Raw genomic sequence first — 15,332 nt, forward strand, 5'->3', positions numbered from 1 at the left:
TTCATGTTCGTCGGTCTGCTCGTCGTGCTGGCAGTCGTGGCGGCGGTGGTGGTGTGGCAGTGGGCCGCGCAGCGCGGTCCACTGCTGGTGGGCGCGTTGACCGTCGGGTGTGCGTTGGCCACCGGAGTGGCAGCCGCGGTCGGCACCGCGCTGGCCCATGTGCGGTTCGGCTCGTTGGACATCGCCGGGGCACCGGTCAGTCCCGAGCACCGCGTCCACTATGTGGTCGAGGCCGCGTCGGTTTTCTTCGGCGATTCGCCGCTGCAGGCCGCCGGCACCTTCCTTTTTCCGGCGGCGATGGCGGCGATGGTCTATGCGCTGATCGCGGTATCGACGGTGCGTGATGATCTGGGCGGCTGGCCGCCGCAGGAAACGCGTTTGCCGCCGCCGGTCAGAGCGGACGCCGTCCGATCCTCCGGCCCATAGCGACCTTCGCGGTGATTCCGGCCAGGCGCGCCATGCCCATGTAGGTCATCGGGTTGAGCAGCGTCGGCCATTTGGACCGCACGAGGTTTGCGGTGAGTGGACGGTCGGCGAACCGGTCGGTCAGCCAGCGCAGCGCCATGGGAGCCGACATCGGGTGCAGCAACAGGTGTTCGCTGAACATGTCGCGGTGGTACGTCACGTCGGCGCCGCCGGCCAGGTAGGTATCGGCGAGGGTGTCGATGTCGTCGACGGAGATGATCTCGTCGTGTACGGCCTGCACGATCAGCACCGGCGGAACCGGGGTCGCCACGCCGAGTTTGGTGTCATGGAAGACCTCGCTGACCTCGGGGGTGTCGAGGATCTCGTCCAGGGGCATGTCGACGAGGTCACCCATGTCGGTCCGGAACATCCGCACCAGGGCTTGCACCGTGGTCATCCGGTGCAACCGGTCCAAGAGTTTGCGGCCCTCGGCGGTGGCATGGTCGGTGACCACCTGGTTGAGGTTGGGATAGATGTCGGCGAGGGCGGCCACGACCAGGGCCGGCAGTCCCGAGAAGATGGTGCCGTTGAGACGGCGGAAGGTGTTCCCGAGGTCACCGACGGGCGAGCCAAGGACGGCGCCGACGATATTGAGTTCCGGGGCGTAACTGCCGGCCATCTCGGCGGCCCAGGCGCTGGCCAGTCCGCCGCCCGAGTAGCCCCAGAGCCCGATGCGGGCGGAGCGCGACAACGCCAACCGCTCGGTGTTGAGCGCCGCCCGTAAACCGTCGAGTACCCGATAGCCGGGTTCGTACGGCGCGCCCCACATACCGTTGATGCCTTCATGATCAGGCACGGACACCGCCCAGCCCTCCGCCAGCGCGGCGGAGATCAGCAGAAGTTCCAGCTGGGCCAGGGAGCCGGTGGCCTTGGCGTGACGGCGAAGCGCATAGGAAGGGAAGCAGCGGCCGGTGATGGCGTCGATGGCGCACTGGTAGGACACGACCGGACAATCCGGTACGGCGTCGGGCGGGACGATCACCGTGGTGACGGCGGCCTCTGGAATGCCGTTGCGGTCAGTGGTGCGGTACAGCAGTTGCGTGGCGTGGAGGCGTTGCGGGATCAGCCCCAGGAAGGCCAGTTCGACGTCGCGGCTGCGCAGCAAGGTGCCTGGCTCGGCGTGCTGGAAGCCCGCGGGCGGTACGTAGAAGTCGTCGTCGTGGGGCAGGTCGGGTCGTGCCGTGCGGTCGAGTTCCTCGTGTGGTGCTCGACCGATCCATTCGGCGGCGGAGATGCTGGCCGCACTGCCCAAGTCCATCCCGGCATTCTTACTTAAGAAGGGTCTAAGAATCCAGTCGACTCACCCGGGCGGCCGCAACGCGGCGAACTCGTCGGTGACGCGGTAACGGGAGTCGGTGAAGCGGTACAGCGCCGCGGGCCGGCCGCCGCTGCGGCCGGATCGCGCTGTGGTGCCGGTGCGGGTGATGACCTTGCGGCGTTCCAGGACCCGCTGCAGGTTGGTCGCGTCGACTTGGTAGTCGAGCGCGGCGCTGTAGATGTCCCGAAGGGTGGAGATGGCGAATTCCTTTGGTGCCAAGGCGAATCCGATGTTGGTATAGGAGAGTTTGGCGACCAGTCGGTTGCGCGCGTGTTCGACCATCGGGGCGTGGTCGAAGGCCATTTCCGGCAGGTCGTTGACAGGGTGCCATCGGGTGTCCGAGGGCAGTGCCGGGGTGGCGGGGGAGGGCACGAGCCCCAGGAAGGTCGACGCGATGGTTCGTGTGCCCGGAACCCGCCGCGGGTCGGAGAACACCGCCAGTTGTTCGAGGTGGGCCAACTCACGGAGATCGACCTTTTCGGCCAGCTGTCGCCGAACCGAGGTCGTCAAGTCCTCGTCATCGTCCAGTCGTCCACCCGGCAGGGACCATTTTCCCTGTTCGGGATCGAGGGCGCGTTGCCAGAGCAGCACGTTGAGGCTGGGGTGGCGGGAGTCTACGTCGCGAACCTGGAACACGGCGGCAAGGACTTCGTGCGCGGTGTTACCATGTGGCATGTTTTCGATTATAAGTCGAAAACCTGACGGAGTGGAGGAGGTCGACGTGACCGCTATCGATGACACCCTCGCGGGGGGCCTGGCGGGTCAGATCGTCGATGGTCCCGACGGTTATTCCGGTGTCGACGGCGACGAGAAGTGGGCCGCTGAGATTCGTCGACTGGTCGACCTGCGCGGGGCGACGCTGCTGGCGCACAACTATCAGCTGCCGGCGATCCAGGACGTCGCCGACCACGTCGGCGATTCGCTGGCGCTCTCGCGCATCGCCGCGGAGGCGCCCGAGGACACGATCGTGTTCTGTGGCGTGCACTTCATGGCCGAGACGGCCAAGATCCTCAGCCCGGACAAGACGGTGCTGATCCCGGATCAGCGCGCCGGTTGCTCGTTGGCCGACTCGATCACCGCCGACGAGCTGCAGGCCTGGAAGGATGAGCACCCCGGTGCGGTCGTCGTTTCCTACGTCAACACCACCGCCGCGGTGAAGGCGCTGACCGACATCTGCTGCACCTCGTCGAACGCCGTCGAGGTGGTGGCCTCGATACCCGAGGACCGCGAGGTCCTGTTCTGCCCGGACCAGTTCCTCGGCGCACATGTCCGGCGCGTCACCGGCCGCAAGAACCTGCACGTGTGGGCAGGGGAGTGCCACGTGCACGCCGGCATCAACGGCGACGAGCTGGCCGACCAGGCGCGGTCACATCCCGACGCCGAACTGTTCGTGCACCCGGAATGCGGGTGTGCCACCTCTGCGCTGTATCTGGCCGGCGAGGGCGCCGTGCCCGAGGAGCGGGTGAAGATTCTGTCCACCGGAGGCATGCTCGACGCGGCCCGCGAGACCCGGGCCCGGCAGGTTCTGGTTGCGACCGAGGTCGGCATGCTGCACCAATTGCGCCGGGCCGCACCCGAAGTCGACTTCCTGGCGGTCAATGACCGGGCCTCGTGCACGTTCATGAAGATGATCACCCCGGCTGCGCTGTTGCGCAGTCTGATCGAAGGTGCCGACGAGGTGCATGTCGATCCCGAGACCGCCCGCCTGGGTCGTGCCAGCGTGCAGCGCATGATTGCGATTGGTCAGCCCGGCGGCGGGGAGTGACCATCTTCGCGTGCGGCGGTTCGACGCTGTGGCAACAGCCGGCTGACGTCGTCGTCGTCGGAACCGGGGTGGCCGGTCTGGTCGCCGCGTTGGCGGCGCAGCGGCGTGGCCGCCGTGTGGTGGTGCTGAGCAAGGCACGTGAGACGGCCACGTTTCACGCCCAGGGTGGGATCGCCGTGGTGCTGCCCGACACCGACGATTCCGTGGACGCACACGTTGCCGACACGATCGCCGCCGGCGGTGGGCTGTGCGATCCCGACGCCGTGCGGTCGATCGTTGCGGCCGGCTACGACGCGGTGGCCGATCTGGTTGCCGATGGCGCCAGGTTCGACGAGGCCGCCCCCGGCCGGTGGGCGTTGACCCGCGAGGGTGGGCACAGCCGGCGCCGCATCATTCATGCCGGCGGGGATGCCACCGGCGCGGAGGTGCAGCGCGCTCTCGACGTTGCCACCGCCACCCTCGACATCCGCCGCAACCATGTGGCCCTGCAGATCCTGCGTGATGATTCAGCGGTGAACGGGGTCCTGGTCCGCAATGAGGACGGCCTGGGCATCGTGCACGCACCGTCGGTGATCCTCGCCACCGGCGGCCTCGGTCATGCCTATGCGGCCACCACCAATCCCGGCGGATCGACCGGGGACGGCATTGCTTTGGCGTTGTGGGCCGGTGTGCCGGTCCGTGACATCGAGTTCGTCCAGTTCCATCCGACCATGCTGTATGCCGAGGGCGGTGCCGGGCGACGCCCGCTCATCACCGAAGCGCTTCGCGGTGAAGGCGCGATACTCGTTGATGCACACGGTGATTCGGTGACCGACGGCGTGCACCCGATGGGTGACTTGGCCCCACGCGATGTGGTCGCGGCGGCCATCAACGCCCGATTGAGTGCAACCGGCGACCGGTGCGTATATCTGGACGCGCGTGCGGTCAACCGGTTCGCCGACCGGTTTCCCACCGTGGCAGCGGCCTGCGCGGCGGCCGGGGTCGACCCCACCCGGCAACCTATCCCGGTGGTTCCCGGCGCGCACTACAGCTGCGGTGGAGTGGTCACCGACGTGCACGGACGCACCGAACTGTCCGGGCTGTTCGCCGCGGGAGAAGTGGCCCGCACGGGCATGCACGGGGCCAACCGGTTGGCCTCCAACAGTCTGCTGGAAGGGCTGGTTGTCGGCGGTCGAGCCGGTGTCGAGGCAGCTGAGCATGCCCGTGTGGCCGGTACCGTCCGGGCCCAGACGCCGCAGGAGCATCGGCGCGGTGCACTCGATCGAAATGTCTTGCAGCGCTCGATGTCCACGCACGCCTCGGTGGTTCGTCATGGTGACGGTCTGCGCCGGCTCGGTGACATCCTCGCCGAGGCGCGACTCGTGCGGCCTGCGGGTCGCCAGGAGTTCGAGGACGCCGCACTGACCGCGACCGCAGGCGCCATCGCCGTCGCAGCCCAGGCCCGCACCGAAAGTCGTGGCTGCCACCATCGCGGCGACCACCCCGAAACCGACCCCGCTCAGGAGCATCCCGTGACAGTTCGTGCCGTAGCCGGCCGTCTTGCCCTCGACACCCCGACGGCGGTGTGCTGATGGCGCTTTCCGAAACCGAACTGGCCGAGGCTCGGGCCACTATCGCCCGCGCAGTCGAGGAAGACCTGCGGTACGGCCCCGACGTGACGACGATCGCCACCGTAGACGCCGCGGCGATGACCACCGCCGCAGTGGTCAACCGGGACCCCGGCGTGATCGCCGGGGTGGACATCGCGTTGCTGGTGCTCGACGAGGTGCTCGGCGCCGACGGATACCGCGTGATCGACCGCGTCCAGGACGGTGCCCGGTTGGACGCCCGTTCGACGATCCTGTCTGTCGAGGCCCCGACGCGAGGTCTACTCACCGCCGAACGCACCCTGCTCAACCTGATGTGTCACCTGTCGGGAATTGCCACCGCGACCGCCGCCTGGGTGGATGCGGTGTCCGGCACCCACGCCAAGATCCGCGACACCCGCAAGACGCTTCCGGGTCTGCGCGCCTTACAGAAGTACGCGGTGCGCGTCGGCGGTGGCGTCAACCATCGGATGGGACTCGGTGACGCCGCCTTGATCAAGGACAACCACGTGGCTGCCGCAGGGTCGGTGCTCGCCGCGCTCAAGGCGGTCCGGGCCGAGGCGCCCGATCTGCCCTGCGAGGTCGAGGTGGACTCCCTCGAACAACTCGACGAGGTGCTCGGGGCCGACGTGGAACTGGTGCTGCTGGACAACTTCCCGGTGTGGCAGACGCAGATCGCGGTGCAGCGCCGCGATACCCGTTCACCCAAGACGCTGCTGGAATCCTCGGGCGGCCTGTCGCTGGACAGCGCGGCCGACTACGCCGGCACCGGGGTGGATTACCTGGCGATCGGGGCGCTCACCCATTCGGTACGAGTGCTCGATATCGGCCTGGACACTTAATCCGCTGCGGCGCGGCCGGAGCACGTCCGCTGCAGACTGCGATGGAAACGGCAGCACCGATCATCCAGAGGGCGCTGGAGGCTACGACGGTGGCTAGGCGGTCGCGCCGCGGCGGACCAACGACAACACCACCGCAGCGGTGGCGAACAGCCCGGAGAACACCCGGCCGAGCATCGTCTGCTGACGCGGTGTCTGCAGCCAATTGAGCAACCGGGCCGCCAGGCCGGTGTAGAGACTCATCACGACCACGTCGACGACCACCATGGTCGCTCCGATCGCCAGGTACTGCGGCAGCAGTGGCGCGGTCGGCACCACGAACTGCGGCAGGACCGCGACGAGGAACACCAAGCCTTTCGGGTTGGTGGTGTTGACCAGGAATCCGCGCATTACTAGGGACAGTCGGCCGCGTTCACCCGTGCCGCCCATCCGGTCGCGCAGATCCTGCGAGGCGCTGCGCCACTGCTGGATCGCCAGGTAGATCAGGTACGCCACACCGATCCACTTGACGATGTGGAAGGCCAGCATCGACTTCGCGACCACGGCTCCCAGGCCGACGGCGACCAGCAGCAGTTGTGCGAGTAGCCCGAACTGGAGTCCGAGCACGCTCCATGACCCACGGCGTACGCCATGGGTCAGGCCGGTAGCCATCGACTGAATCGCCCCGGCGCCGGGGGACAAGCTGATGACGATCGACGCGCCGAGAAACGCGAGCCAGATCTGCCAGGTCATAGGTGCAGTCTGGCGACCGTGTCAAACGATATCTGCGACGAAGACGCCCATCCGGCGGGCCGCGTTGCGGGGGATCCGGGGGAGCGTTGGATCGTCGGTGCCCGCCGGCAGCACCCGCGGATTGGTGATCTTGATGTCGTCACGGAACAGGTGCACGTCCGCCTCACCGGCGGCGAGCACGTTCTTGACCCAGTTCGTCTTGCCGTGCAGAAGTGTCACCGCGAAAACGTTGCCCTTGCGGTAGCTGGTCACGATCGTCTCGTACGGCGTACCGGAGGTACGACCCCGATGCTTGATCACGGTGAATCCCGGCAGTCGCTTCGAGAAGGGTTTCACCAGCGGGTTGATGTATTTGATCTGGAACCGCTCGAGCGCCGGCGGCACGAGCATCGGTACGCCGGGGGCGTTGTTCGGGTGGTCGTTTGCGGACATCTGGGGCTCCATTCGGCAGGCTGGAACCACCTTACGGCGGGTCGTGCCGGCGGCAACCGACGACGGATTTTTATCAACTGGACTGATCAGGGACAATTGAACCGATGGCCGAGTTTCAGATGTCCCGTATCGACCTGCGTAACCGCGTGTTGAACGCTGCGCAGTTGCGAACTGCGCTGCCTCGCGGCGGGGTCGACGTGGACGCAGTGGTGCCCAAGGTCCGCCCGATCGTGGAGGCCGTCGCCGAGCACGGCGCGAAGGCTGCCCTCGACTACGGCCATTCGTTCGACGGTATTCGTCCCGACACCGTGCGGGTGCCTGGGGCGCGGCTCGCCGCGGCCCTGGCCGAACTCGATCCCGACGTGCGTACCGCGCTGCAGGTCTCCATCGACCGGGCTCGCGCGGTGCACGCCGATCAACGGCGGATCGACACGACCACCACGCTGGCGCCCGGCGCCACCGTCACCGAACGTTGGGTGCCCGTCGAGCGGGTCGGGCTCTATGTACCGGGCGGCAACGCCGTCTACCCGTCGAGCGTGGTGATGAACGTGGTGCCGGCTCAGACTGCCGGTGTCGATTCACTGGTGATCGCGAGCCCGCCGCAGGCGGAGTTTGATGGGCTGCCCCACCCGACCATCCTGGCTGCCGCAGCGCTGCTCGGCGTCGACGAGGTCTGGGCCGTCGGTGGCGCCCAGGCGGTGGCGCTGCTGGCCTACGGCGGTACGGACACCGATGGCGCGGAGCTGGCCCCGGTCGACATGATCACCGGCCCCGGCAACATCTACGTGACCGCCGCCAAGCGCATCTGCCGCTCGCAGGTCGGTATCGACGCCGAGGCCGGGCCCACCGAGATCGCGATCCTGGCCGACGACACGGCCGATCCGGTGCACGTCGCCGCGGATCTGATCAGCCAGGCCGAGCACGACGAGATGGCGGCCAGCGTGCTGGTCACCGACAGTGAGGCGCTCGCCGAGGCCACCGACCGCGAGCTCACTCGCCAGCTGGAGACCACGGTGCATGTCGACCGAGTCCGCGCAGCGCTCTCGGGCAAGCAGTCCGCGATCGTGCTCGTCGACGACATCGAGGCCGGCGTGCGCGTGGTCAACGCCTACGCCGCCGAGCACCTGGAGATCCAGACCAAGGACGCACCCGCGGTAGCTGGCCGGATCCGTTCTGCCGGAGCCATTTTCGTGGGTGCCTGGTCGCCGGTCAGCCTCGGCGACTACTGCGCCGGCTCCAACCACGTGCTGCCGACCGCCGGTTGCGCACGGCACTCCAGCGGCCTGTCCGTGCAGACATTCCTGCGCGGCATCCACGTCGTCGAGTACGACGAGGCCGCACTCAAAGATGTTTCCGGGCATGTCATCACCTTGTCCAAGGCGGAAAACCTGCCCTCGCACGGCGAGGCGGTACGACGGAGGTTCGAGCGGTAATGGGCGCACAGGATGTGACGCTGGCCGATCTGCCGCTGCGCGAAAACCTGCGCGGGAAGTCTCCTTACGGAGCACCGCAATTGGTGGTTCCGGTGCGGCTCAATACCAACGAGAACCCGCACCCGCCCACCCAGGCCCTCGTCGACGACGTCGCCGCATCGGTCCGCGACGCCGCGGCCGAGCTTCACCGTTATCCCGACCGGGATTCGATTCAGTTGCGCACCGATCTGGCCGCCTATCTCACGGCGGCCACCGGCGTGCCACTCACCGTCGACAACCTCTGGGCGGCAAACGGTTCCAATGAGATTCTGCAGCAGCTTCTGCAGGCCTTCGGCGGACCGGGACGCACCGCGATCGGTTTCGTGCCGTCGTACTCGATGCACCCGATCATCTCCGATGGCACCCAGACCGAGTGGCTGCAGGCGGCTCGCGCTGCGGATTTCGGGCTTGACATGAACGTGGCTGTGGCCGCCGTGACGGAGCGCAGCCCCGACGTGGTGTTCGTCGCCAGCCCCAACAATCCGTCGGGCCAGAGTGTCTCGATCGAGGACCTGCGCCGGCTGTTGCAAGCCATGCCAGGCGGCATCCTGATCGTCGACGAGGCCTACGGCGAGTTCTCGTCGCAGCCCAGCGCGGTGACTTTGATCGACGAGTTCCCGGCCAAGCTGATTGTCACCCGCACGATGAGCAAGGCGTTCGCCTTCGCAGGCGGACGGCTCGGTTATCTGGCCGCCGCGCCCGCGGTGATCGATGCGCTGCTGCTGGTGCGCCTGCCGTACCACCTGTCAGTGCTCACCCAGGCTGCCGCGTGCGCGGCGCTGCGGCACGCCGACGACACGCTGGCCAGCGTCGCCACGCTGGCCGCCGAACGCGACCGGGTGAGCGCCGAGCTGAACCGCCTCGGCTACCGAGTGATCCCCAGCGACGCGAATTTCGTGCTGTTCGGCGAGTTCACCGATGCACCCGCGACGTGGCAACGCTACCTGGATAAGGGAATCCTGATCCGCGACGTCGGCATCCCCGGCTTCCTGCGCACCACGATCGGGCTGGCCGAGGAGAACGACGCATTCTTGGCCGCCAGCGCCGATCTGGCCGCGACCGAACTTCAGCCCGCCAACAGCCCGGTAGGAGCATCGTGACCCGTCGCGCGAAAGTCGAACGAAAGACCAGGGAATCCGACATCACCGTCGAGATCGACCTCGACGGCACCGGTGTCGTCGACATCGACACCGGCGTCCCGTTCTTCGACCACATGCTGACCGCGCTGGGCACCCACGCCAGCTTCGATCTCACGGTGCACGCCAAGGGCGACATCGAGATCGAGGGCCATCACACGATCGAGGACACCGCGATCGTGCTGGGCCAGGCGCTCGGCGAGGCACTCGGCGACAAGAAGGGCATCCGCCGCTTCGGTGATGCGTTCATCCCGATGGACGAGTCGCTGGCGCATGCGGCGGTCGACGTATCCGGCCGGCCGTACTTCGTGCACACCGGCGAGCCCGAATTCATGGTGGAATTCACCATTGCCGGTTCCAGCGCGCCGTATCACACCGTGATCAACCGCCATGTGTTCGAATCGCTGGCGTTCAACGCCCGCATCGCATTACACGTACGGACGCTGTACGGCCGCGACCCGCACCACATCACCGAGGCGCAGTACAAAGCAGTGGCCCGCGCGTTGCGCCAGGCCGTGGAATACGACGCTCGCGTCACCGGAGTCCCGTCGACCAAAGGGACGTTGTGACCAAGAAAGTCGTCGTATTGGACTATGGATCGGGGAATTTGCGCTCGGCCCAGCGCGCGCTGGAACGTACCGGCGCCGATGTGGAGGTGACCGCAGATCCGGCGGCGGCTGCCGACGCCGACGGACTGGTGGTGCCGGGCGTCGGAGCGTTCGAGGCATGCATGACGGGGCTGCGGGCGATCGGCGGCGAGAAGATCATCGCCAGCCGATTGCAGCACGAGCGGCCGGTGCTGGGCGTCTGTGTCGGGATGCAGATCCTGTTCGCCCGCGGGGTGGAGTTCGGCGTGGAGTCCACCGGTTGTGGGCAATGGCCCGGATCGGTGACCCGACTCGACGCCCCGGTGATCCCGCACATGGGCTGGAACGTCGTCGAGGCACCGAACGGCAGCACGCTGTTCAAGGGCCTCGACGCCGACACCCGCTTTTATTTCGTGCACTCGTACGCCGCGCAGGAGTGGTCCGGTAATCCGGACGCGCTGGTGACCTGGGCGACGCACCACGTGCCGTTCATCGCTGCCGTCGAAGACGGCGCGTTGTCGGCCACGCAATTTCATCCGGAGAAGAGTGGCGACGCCGGTGCGACGCTTCTCGCGAATTGGGTTGAGGGACTGTGAGTTTGATTCTTTTGCCGGCCGTCGACGTGGTGGACGGCAAGGCGGTGCGCCTGGTGCAGGGCAAGGCCGGCAGCGAGACCGATTACGGCTCGGCGCTGGAAGCAGCGCAGACGTGGCAGCGTGACGGCGCCGAGTGGGTCCACCTGGTCGATCTGGACGCCGCGTTCGGTCGCGGCTCCAATCGGGAGTTGTTGGCCGAGGTGGTCGGCAAACTCGATGTGAAGGTGGAGTTGTCCGGCGGCATCCGCGACGACGACTCGCTGAAGGCCGCCATGGACACCGGCTGCGCCCGGGTCAACATCGGCACGGCCGCGCTGGAGAGCCCCGAGTGGTGCCGGGGTGCCATCGCCGAATACGGCGACCGCGTGGCCGTCGGTCTCGACGTGCAGTTCGAGAACGGCAGCTGGCGCTTGCGGGGCCGTGGGTGGGAAACCGATGGCGGTGATCTGTGGGAAGTCTTGGATCGCCTTGACCGCGAAGGGTGTTCGCGTTACGTCGTCACCGACGTCACCAAGGACGGCACCCTCACCGGGCCAAACCTGGAACTTCTGGCAGCGGTCGCCGACCGCACCAACGCCCCGGTGATCGCCTCGGGCGGAGTGTCGAGCCTCGACGATCTTCAGGCGATCGCCACCCTGACCGGGCACGGCGTGGAAGGTGCGATCGTCGGAAAAGCGCTGTATGCCGGACGATTCACTCTGCCGCAGGCACTGGCTGCGGTCAGCGGATAAGCGAGGTGGGCGCCCTGGACCCGTCGAAGCTGGCCGCGCTGGTCGATGCGGCGACTGAGATTCTCGACGCCGCGTCGGTGCCGTTCATTGCCGGGCACCGGGCCGATTCCGCGGTCGCCAAGCAGGGCAACGACTTCGCCACCGAAGTCGATCTCGCGATCGAGCGGCAGGTCGTACGAGCGCTGACCGAGGCTACCGGGATCGGCGTCCACGGTGAGGAATTCGGCGGCGAGCCGATCGATTCGCCGCTGGTGTGGGTGCTCGATCCGATCGACGGCACCTTCAACTACGCGGCCGGCTCACCGATGGCCGCCATCCTGCTCGGTCTGCTGGCCGACGGCGAACCCGTGGCCGGCCTGACGTGGCTGCCGTTCACCGGTCAGCGGTATTCGGCGCTGGCCGGGGGACCGGTGCGCGACAACGGTTCCGCGCTGCCGGCGTTGGGTTCGCCCACGTTGACCGACTCGATCGTCGGTATCCAGACGTTCAACATCGACTCGCGGGGGCGGTTCCCGGGTCGGTACCGGGTCGAGGTGCTGTCGAATCTCAGCCGAGTCTGCTCACGGGTGCGGATGCACGGGGCCACCGGCGTCGACCTGGCCTACGTGGCCGCCGGAATCTTGGGCGGGGCGATCAGTTTCGGCCATCACATCTGGGACCACGCCGCCGGCGTGGCGCTGGTGCGCGCCGCCGGGGGCATCGTGACCGATCTGGCCGGTGACCCGTGGACGGCCGAATCCAAGTCAGCCTTGGCCGCTGCGCCCGGTGTGCACGAACGCATGCTGGAAATCGTGAAATCCGCAGGCAATCCGGAGGACTATCAGTGAGCACCATCAGTGACGTTGCGACGAGGGTGATCCCGTGCCTCGACGTCGACGCCGGCCGGGTGGTCAAGGGGGTCAACTTCGAGAACCTGCGCGACGCGGGTGATCCCGTCGAGCTGGCGGCCGCTTACGACGCCGAAGGCGCCGACGAGCTGACCTTCCTCGACGTCACCGCATCCTCGTCGGGCCGGTCCACGATGCTCGAGGTGGTCAAGCGCACCGCCGAGCAGGTGTTCATCCCGCTGACCGTCGGTGGTGGGGTGCGTTCCGTCGACGACGTCGACATGCTGTTGCGCGCCGGCGCCGACAAGGTGTCGGTCAACACCGCCGCGATCGCGCGCCCGGAACTGTTGGCCGAGCTGGCCCGGCAGTTCGGTTCACAGTGCATCGTGCTCAGTGTCGACGCGCGAACCGTGCCGGCCGGTGATGCGCCCACCCCGTCGGGGTGGGAGGTGACCACCCACGGTGGTCGCCGCGGAACCGGGCTGGATGCGATCGAATGGGCCATCCGCGGCGCTGAACTCGGCGTCGGGGAGATCCTGCTCAACTCGATGGACCGGGACGGCACCAAGGCCGGTTTCGACCTGCCGATGTTGCGGGCGGTCCGCGCAGCCGTGGGGGTTCCGGTGATCGCCAGCGGTGGTGCCGGAGCGGTGGCCGATTTCGCGCCCGCCGTGCAGGCAGGTGCGGATGCGGTGCTGGCCGCCAGTGTGTTTCATTTCCGGGAGCTGACCATCGGCCAGGTGAAGGCGGCGATGGCGGCGGAAGGGATCACGGTCCGATGAGCGCTCTCGACCCGGCGATTGCGGCGCGGTTGAAGCGCAACGCCGACGGACTGTTCAGCGCCGTGGCGCAGGAGCGGTCCACCGGCCAAGTGCTGATGGTCGCCTGGATGGACGACGACGCGCTGGCCCGCACGTTGGAAACCCGTGAGGCCACATACTTTTCACGCTCCCGCGGCGAGCAGTGGGTCAAGGGCCTGACGTCCGGGCACACGCAATACGTGCACTCGGTCCGGCTGGACTGCGACGGTGACACGGTATTGCTGGAGGTCGACCAGACCGGTGCCGCCTGCCACACCGGGGCGCACACCTGCTTCGACGCGGACGTGTTGCTGTCCGACGGCTGATGCCCGGCGATTTGCCGATCGGACACGCTGAGCGCATTGCAGCTGGCGAAATCCGGACTACGTCGTAAAAAGTGCTTGCCAACGCGCCGCTTTAGGCGGAGAATCGAATGTATGTTCGAAGCCGACGCCTCCTGGGAGCTGGTGCTCTGCATCAGCGACTCGGTGTCGGAGGAGGCCATGTTGATGGCATCTCGGATGGCGATGATCGGTGAATTGCTCAACCGGCGCATCGACGAGGTCGGGTTGGAGGATGACGATCCCGGTCACATGCTCTTGACCGGTTTTGCCCGCACAGTCGCTGAAGTGGGAGCGGCGATGCATCTTTCGCCGTCGGCGGCGTCGCGAGTGGTGTCGCAAGCAGAATCGTTGACCAATCGGTTGCCGCAGGTGGCGGCGGTGTTGAGGCTTGGAAAAATCGACTGGGATTCGGTTGCGGTGATCATCGCTCATACCGAGTCGGTCTCCGACCTCGGGATCCTGGCGCGGCTGGACGCGGTGTTGGCCGAGCGGATCACGGGGTGGTCGTCGTGGTCACGTCGCCGGGTGACCGACGCCGTGGATGCCCTGGTGCGGGAGATGGATCCCGACGCAGTCTCGGAGCGGGAGCGTGCCGAGCGTCGCCGGTTTGTCCGGGTGCGCCCCAGCGGGGACGGAACCATGCGACTGGACGGGATAGTTGGCGCGTGGGCGGGTGCCATTTTCGACAAGCGGCTGACCGAATTGGCGGAGGGGGTGTGCGCTGAGGATCCTCGCACCCTGTCCCAGCGCCGAGCAGACGCGGTGGCGGCGCTGGTGGAGGGCCGGGCCCTGCTGTGCCATTGCGGGCGTCCCGACTGTCCGCAGACCAAGCCGGCGGGGCCGTCTCCGGTGCGGACCGTATTCAATGTGATTGCGCCGCAGTCTGCGCTACTCGGTGGGTCGGCTCCGGCGTATATCGCCGGTTATGGCGTGATCGATGCAGAGCAGCTTCGCGATTTAGCGAAGGAAGCCGCGATGCGGATCGTGCAGGCCCCGGATGTGCCGACCGGTGATGCCTTGCGGTATCGGCCGTCGGCTGCCCTGGAGCGGTGGATCCGGTGCCGGGACATCACCTGCCGGTTCCCTGGGTGTGACCGGCCGGCCGAGAGATGTGACATCGACCATACGGTGCCGTTCGATCACCGCCATCCCGAAAAGGGCGGGCTGACCGTACCGTGGAATCTGAAATGTCTTTGTCGTCAACATCATCGGCTGAAAACGTTCCATGATGGATGGCAGGATGAGCAGCTGCCGGACGGGACTGTGGTCTGGACGGCACCAAATGGGCACGTGCATCGAACGAGTCCGGGTGCATCCGAGATCTTCGAACCCGAGGGGCGGCCCCGGCGGGCGCCGTCGCTGGCGAAGGCGAAACCTCGATCGGTACGGGTCGCGGAGCGCAGGGCGAAGAACGCGCAACTGCGTCCGATCAATGCCGAGGATCGCCGGGTTAGGCGGGTTCGACGCCGGGAGATGGAGCGCCGCCGGGAACGCAACCGTATGCGCGCCACCCTGACCTTGTTCAAAGGTGATGACCTCAGTTCCAGCCCGTTTGCCAGGTGGATCAACGAGCCGCCCGAACCCGAGAATCTACCCGAGGATTGGCGACCTCCCCCTCCGCCGGACCCTGGCCCAGACGAGCCGCCGTTCTGAGGGCAGCCCGTTGTATTAACCGCGTTCGCGCGTTGCGGTGTCCGGAGTT

At 67.3% G+C, this 15,332-nt stretch carries 17 protein-coding genes; 13 read left to right on the plus strand and 4 right to left on the minus strand.

Annotation, left to right across the window (positions count from 1 at the left end; all coding sequences use genetic code 11):
• Window positions 1–426: DUF2567 domain-containing protein (locus A5733_RS17130; protein ID WP_142254047.1), on the plus strand; the 426-nt coding region annotated here is incomplete at its 5' end.
• On the opposite strand, the gene A5733_RS17135 is transcribed toward A5733_RS17130, so the two are convergent.
• Together A5733_RS17135 and A5733_RS17140 are read right to left on the minus strand one after the other, a co-directional pair.
• A complete protein-coding gene (locus A5733_RS17135; protein WP_076240971.1) occupies window positions 392–1,723 on the minus strand; it encodes a lipase family protein in 1,332 nt (443 codons plus the stop codon). The two genes, A5733_RS17130 and A5733_RS17135, sit on opposite strands and share 35 nt — an antisense overlap.
• Before the next feature lie 42 nt (window positions 1,724–1,765).
• Entirely contained in the window at window positions 1,766–2,458 is a 693-nt protein-coding gene (locus tag A5733_RS17140) for an NUDIX domain-containing protein (protein ID WP_067776575.1), read from the minus strand.
• Between A5733_RS17140 and nadA the strand changes: the two genes are divergently transcribed.
• Genes nadA through nadC form a run of 3 tightly spaced genes read left to right on the plus strand, consistent with a single transcriptional unit; the run spans window position 2,457 to window position 5,976 of the window.
• Complete coding sequence (gene nadA, locus A5733_RS17145) at window positions 2,457–3,548, plus strand: quinolinate synthase NadA (RefSeq protein WP_369830950.1); 1,092 nt, start codon at window positions 2,457–2,459, stop codon at window positions 3,546–3,548. The two genes, A5733_RS17140 and nadA, sit on opposite strands and share 2 nt — an antisense overlap.
• Window positions 3,549–3,550: 2 nt before the next feature.
• On the plus strand, window positions 3,551–5,119 hold the full coding sequence (locus tag A5733_RS17150) for an L-aspartate oxidase (protein WP_142254051.1): 1,569 nt from the start codon (window positions 3,551–3,553) through the stop codon (window positions 5,117–5,119).
• The gene (gene nadC, locus A5733_RS17155) at window positions 5,119–5,976 is read left to right on the plus strand and encodes a carboxylating nicotinate-nucleotide diphosphorylase (protein ID WP_076241015.1); all 858 of its coding nucleotides are present in this window, start codon (window positions 5,119–5,121) and stop codon (window positions 5,974–5,976) included. Before A5733_RS17150 ends, nadC begins: the two co-directional genes overlap by 1 nt.
• Window positions 5,977–6,069: 93 nt before the next feature.
• Here the strand turns inward: nadC and rhtB are convergent, their stop codons facing one another.
• Together rhtB and A5733_RS17165 are read right to left on the minus strand one after the other, a co-directional pair.
• Window positions 6,070–6,705, minus strand: coding sequence for a homoserine/homoserine lactone efflux protein (rhtB, locus tag A5733_RS17160; RefSeq protein WP_067776584.1), 636 nt, complete (start codon window positions 6,703–6,705; stop codon window positions 6,070–6,072).
• A 21-nt stretch (window positions 6,706–6,726) separates the two neighbouring features.
• Window positions 6,727–7,137: a nitroreductase family deazaflavin-dependent oxidoreductase gene (locus tag A5733_RS17165; protein WP_067776671.1), complete on the minus strand. Its 411-nt coding sequence runs from the start codon at window positions 7,135–7,137 to the stop codon at window positions 6,727–6,729.
• A gap of 104 nt (window positions 7,138–7,241) precedes the next feature.
• Between A5733_RS17165 and hisD the strand changes: the two genes are divergently transcribed.
• From hisD to A5733_RS17210, 9 genes are all read left to right on the plus strand, one after another.
• Entirely contained in the window at window positions 7,242–8,570 is a 1,329-nt protein-coding gene (gene hisD, locus A5733_RS17170) for a histidinol dehydrogenase (protein WP_076240973.1), read from the plus strand.
• Window positions 8,570–9,709 (plus strand): histidinol-phosphate transaminase, encoded by a 1,140-nt coding sequence (locus A5733_RS17175; protein ID WP_076240974.1) that lies wholly within the window; start codon window positions 8,570–8,572, stop codon window positions 9,707–9,709. The genes hisD and A5733_RS17175 overlap by 1 nt, the downstream gene beginning before the upstream one ends.
• Window positions 9,706–10,314 carry an imidazoleglycerol-phosphate dehydratase HisB gene (gene hisB, locus A5733_RS17180; protein WP_064958646.1) on the plus strand — a complete coding sequence of 203 codons (609 nt, stop codon included), beginning with the start codon at window positions 9,706–9,708 and terminating at the stop codon, window positions 10,312–10,314. The genes A5733_RS17175 and hisB overlap by 4 nt, the downstream gene beginning before the upstream one ends.
• Window positions 10,311–10,928, plus strand: a complete 618-nt coding sequence (hisH, locus tag A5733_RS17185; protein ID WP_076240975.1) for an imidazole glycerol phosphate synthase subunit HisH — start codon at window positions 10,311–10,313, stop codon at window positions 10,926–10,928. Before hisB ends, hisH begins: the two co-directional genes overlap by 4 nt.
• Entirely contained in the window at window positions 10,925–11,659 is a 735-nt protein-coding gene (gene priA, locus A5733_RS17190; RefSeq protein WP_067776593.1) for a bifunctional 1-(5-phosphoribosyl)-5-((5-phosphoribosylamino)methylideneamino)imidazole-4-carboxamide isomerase/phosphoribosylanthranilate isomerase PriA, read from the plus strand. Before hisH ends, priA begins: the two co-directional genes overlap by 4 nt.
• Complete coding sequence (locus A5733_RS17195; protein WP_076241016.1) at window positions 11,656–12,486, plus strand: inositol monophosphatase; 831 nt, start codon at window positions 11,656–11,658, stop codon at window positions 12,484–12,486. The genes priA and A5733_RS17195 overlap by 4 nt, the downstream gene beginning before the upstream one ends.
• Window positions 12,483–13,268, plus strand: a complete 786-nt coding sequence (gene hisF / locus A5733_RS17200) for an imidazole glycerol phosphate synthase subunit HisF (protein ID WP_076240976.1) — start codon at window positions 12,483–12,485, stop codon at window positions 13,266–13,268. The genes A5733_RS17195 and hisF overlap by 4 nt, the downstream gene beginning before the upstream one ends.
• On the plus strand, window positions 13,265–13,612 hold the full coding sequence (hisI, locus tag A5733_RS17205) for a phosphoribosyl-AMP cyclohydrolase (RefSeq protein WP_076240977.1): 348 nt from the start codon (window positions 13,265–13,267) through the stop codon (window positions 13,610–13,612). Before hisF ends, hisI begins: the two co-directional genes overlap by 4 nt.
• A 111-nt stretch (window positions 13,613–13,723) precedes the next feature.
• Complete coding sequence (locus A5733_RS17210; RefSeq protein ID WP_076240978.1) at window positions 13,724–15,283, plus strand: HNH endonuclease signature motif containing protein; 1,560 nt, start codon at window positions 13,724–13,726, stop codon at window positions 15,281–15,283.
• The last annotated feature ends 49 nt before the right edge of the window (window positions 15,284–15,332 follow it).

This window comes from Mycobacterium sp. NS-7484, assembly GCF_001953975.1.
In the GTDB taxonomy this organism is placed as follows: domain Bacteria; phylum Actinomycetota; class Actinomycetes; order Mycobacteriales; family Mycobacteriaceae; genus Mycobacterium.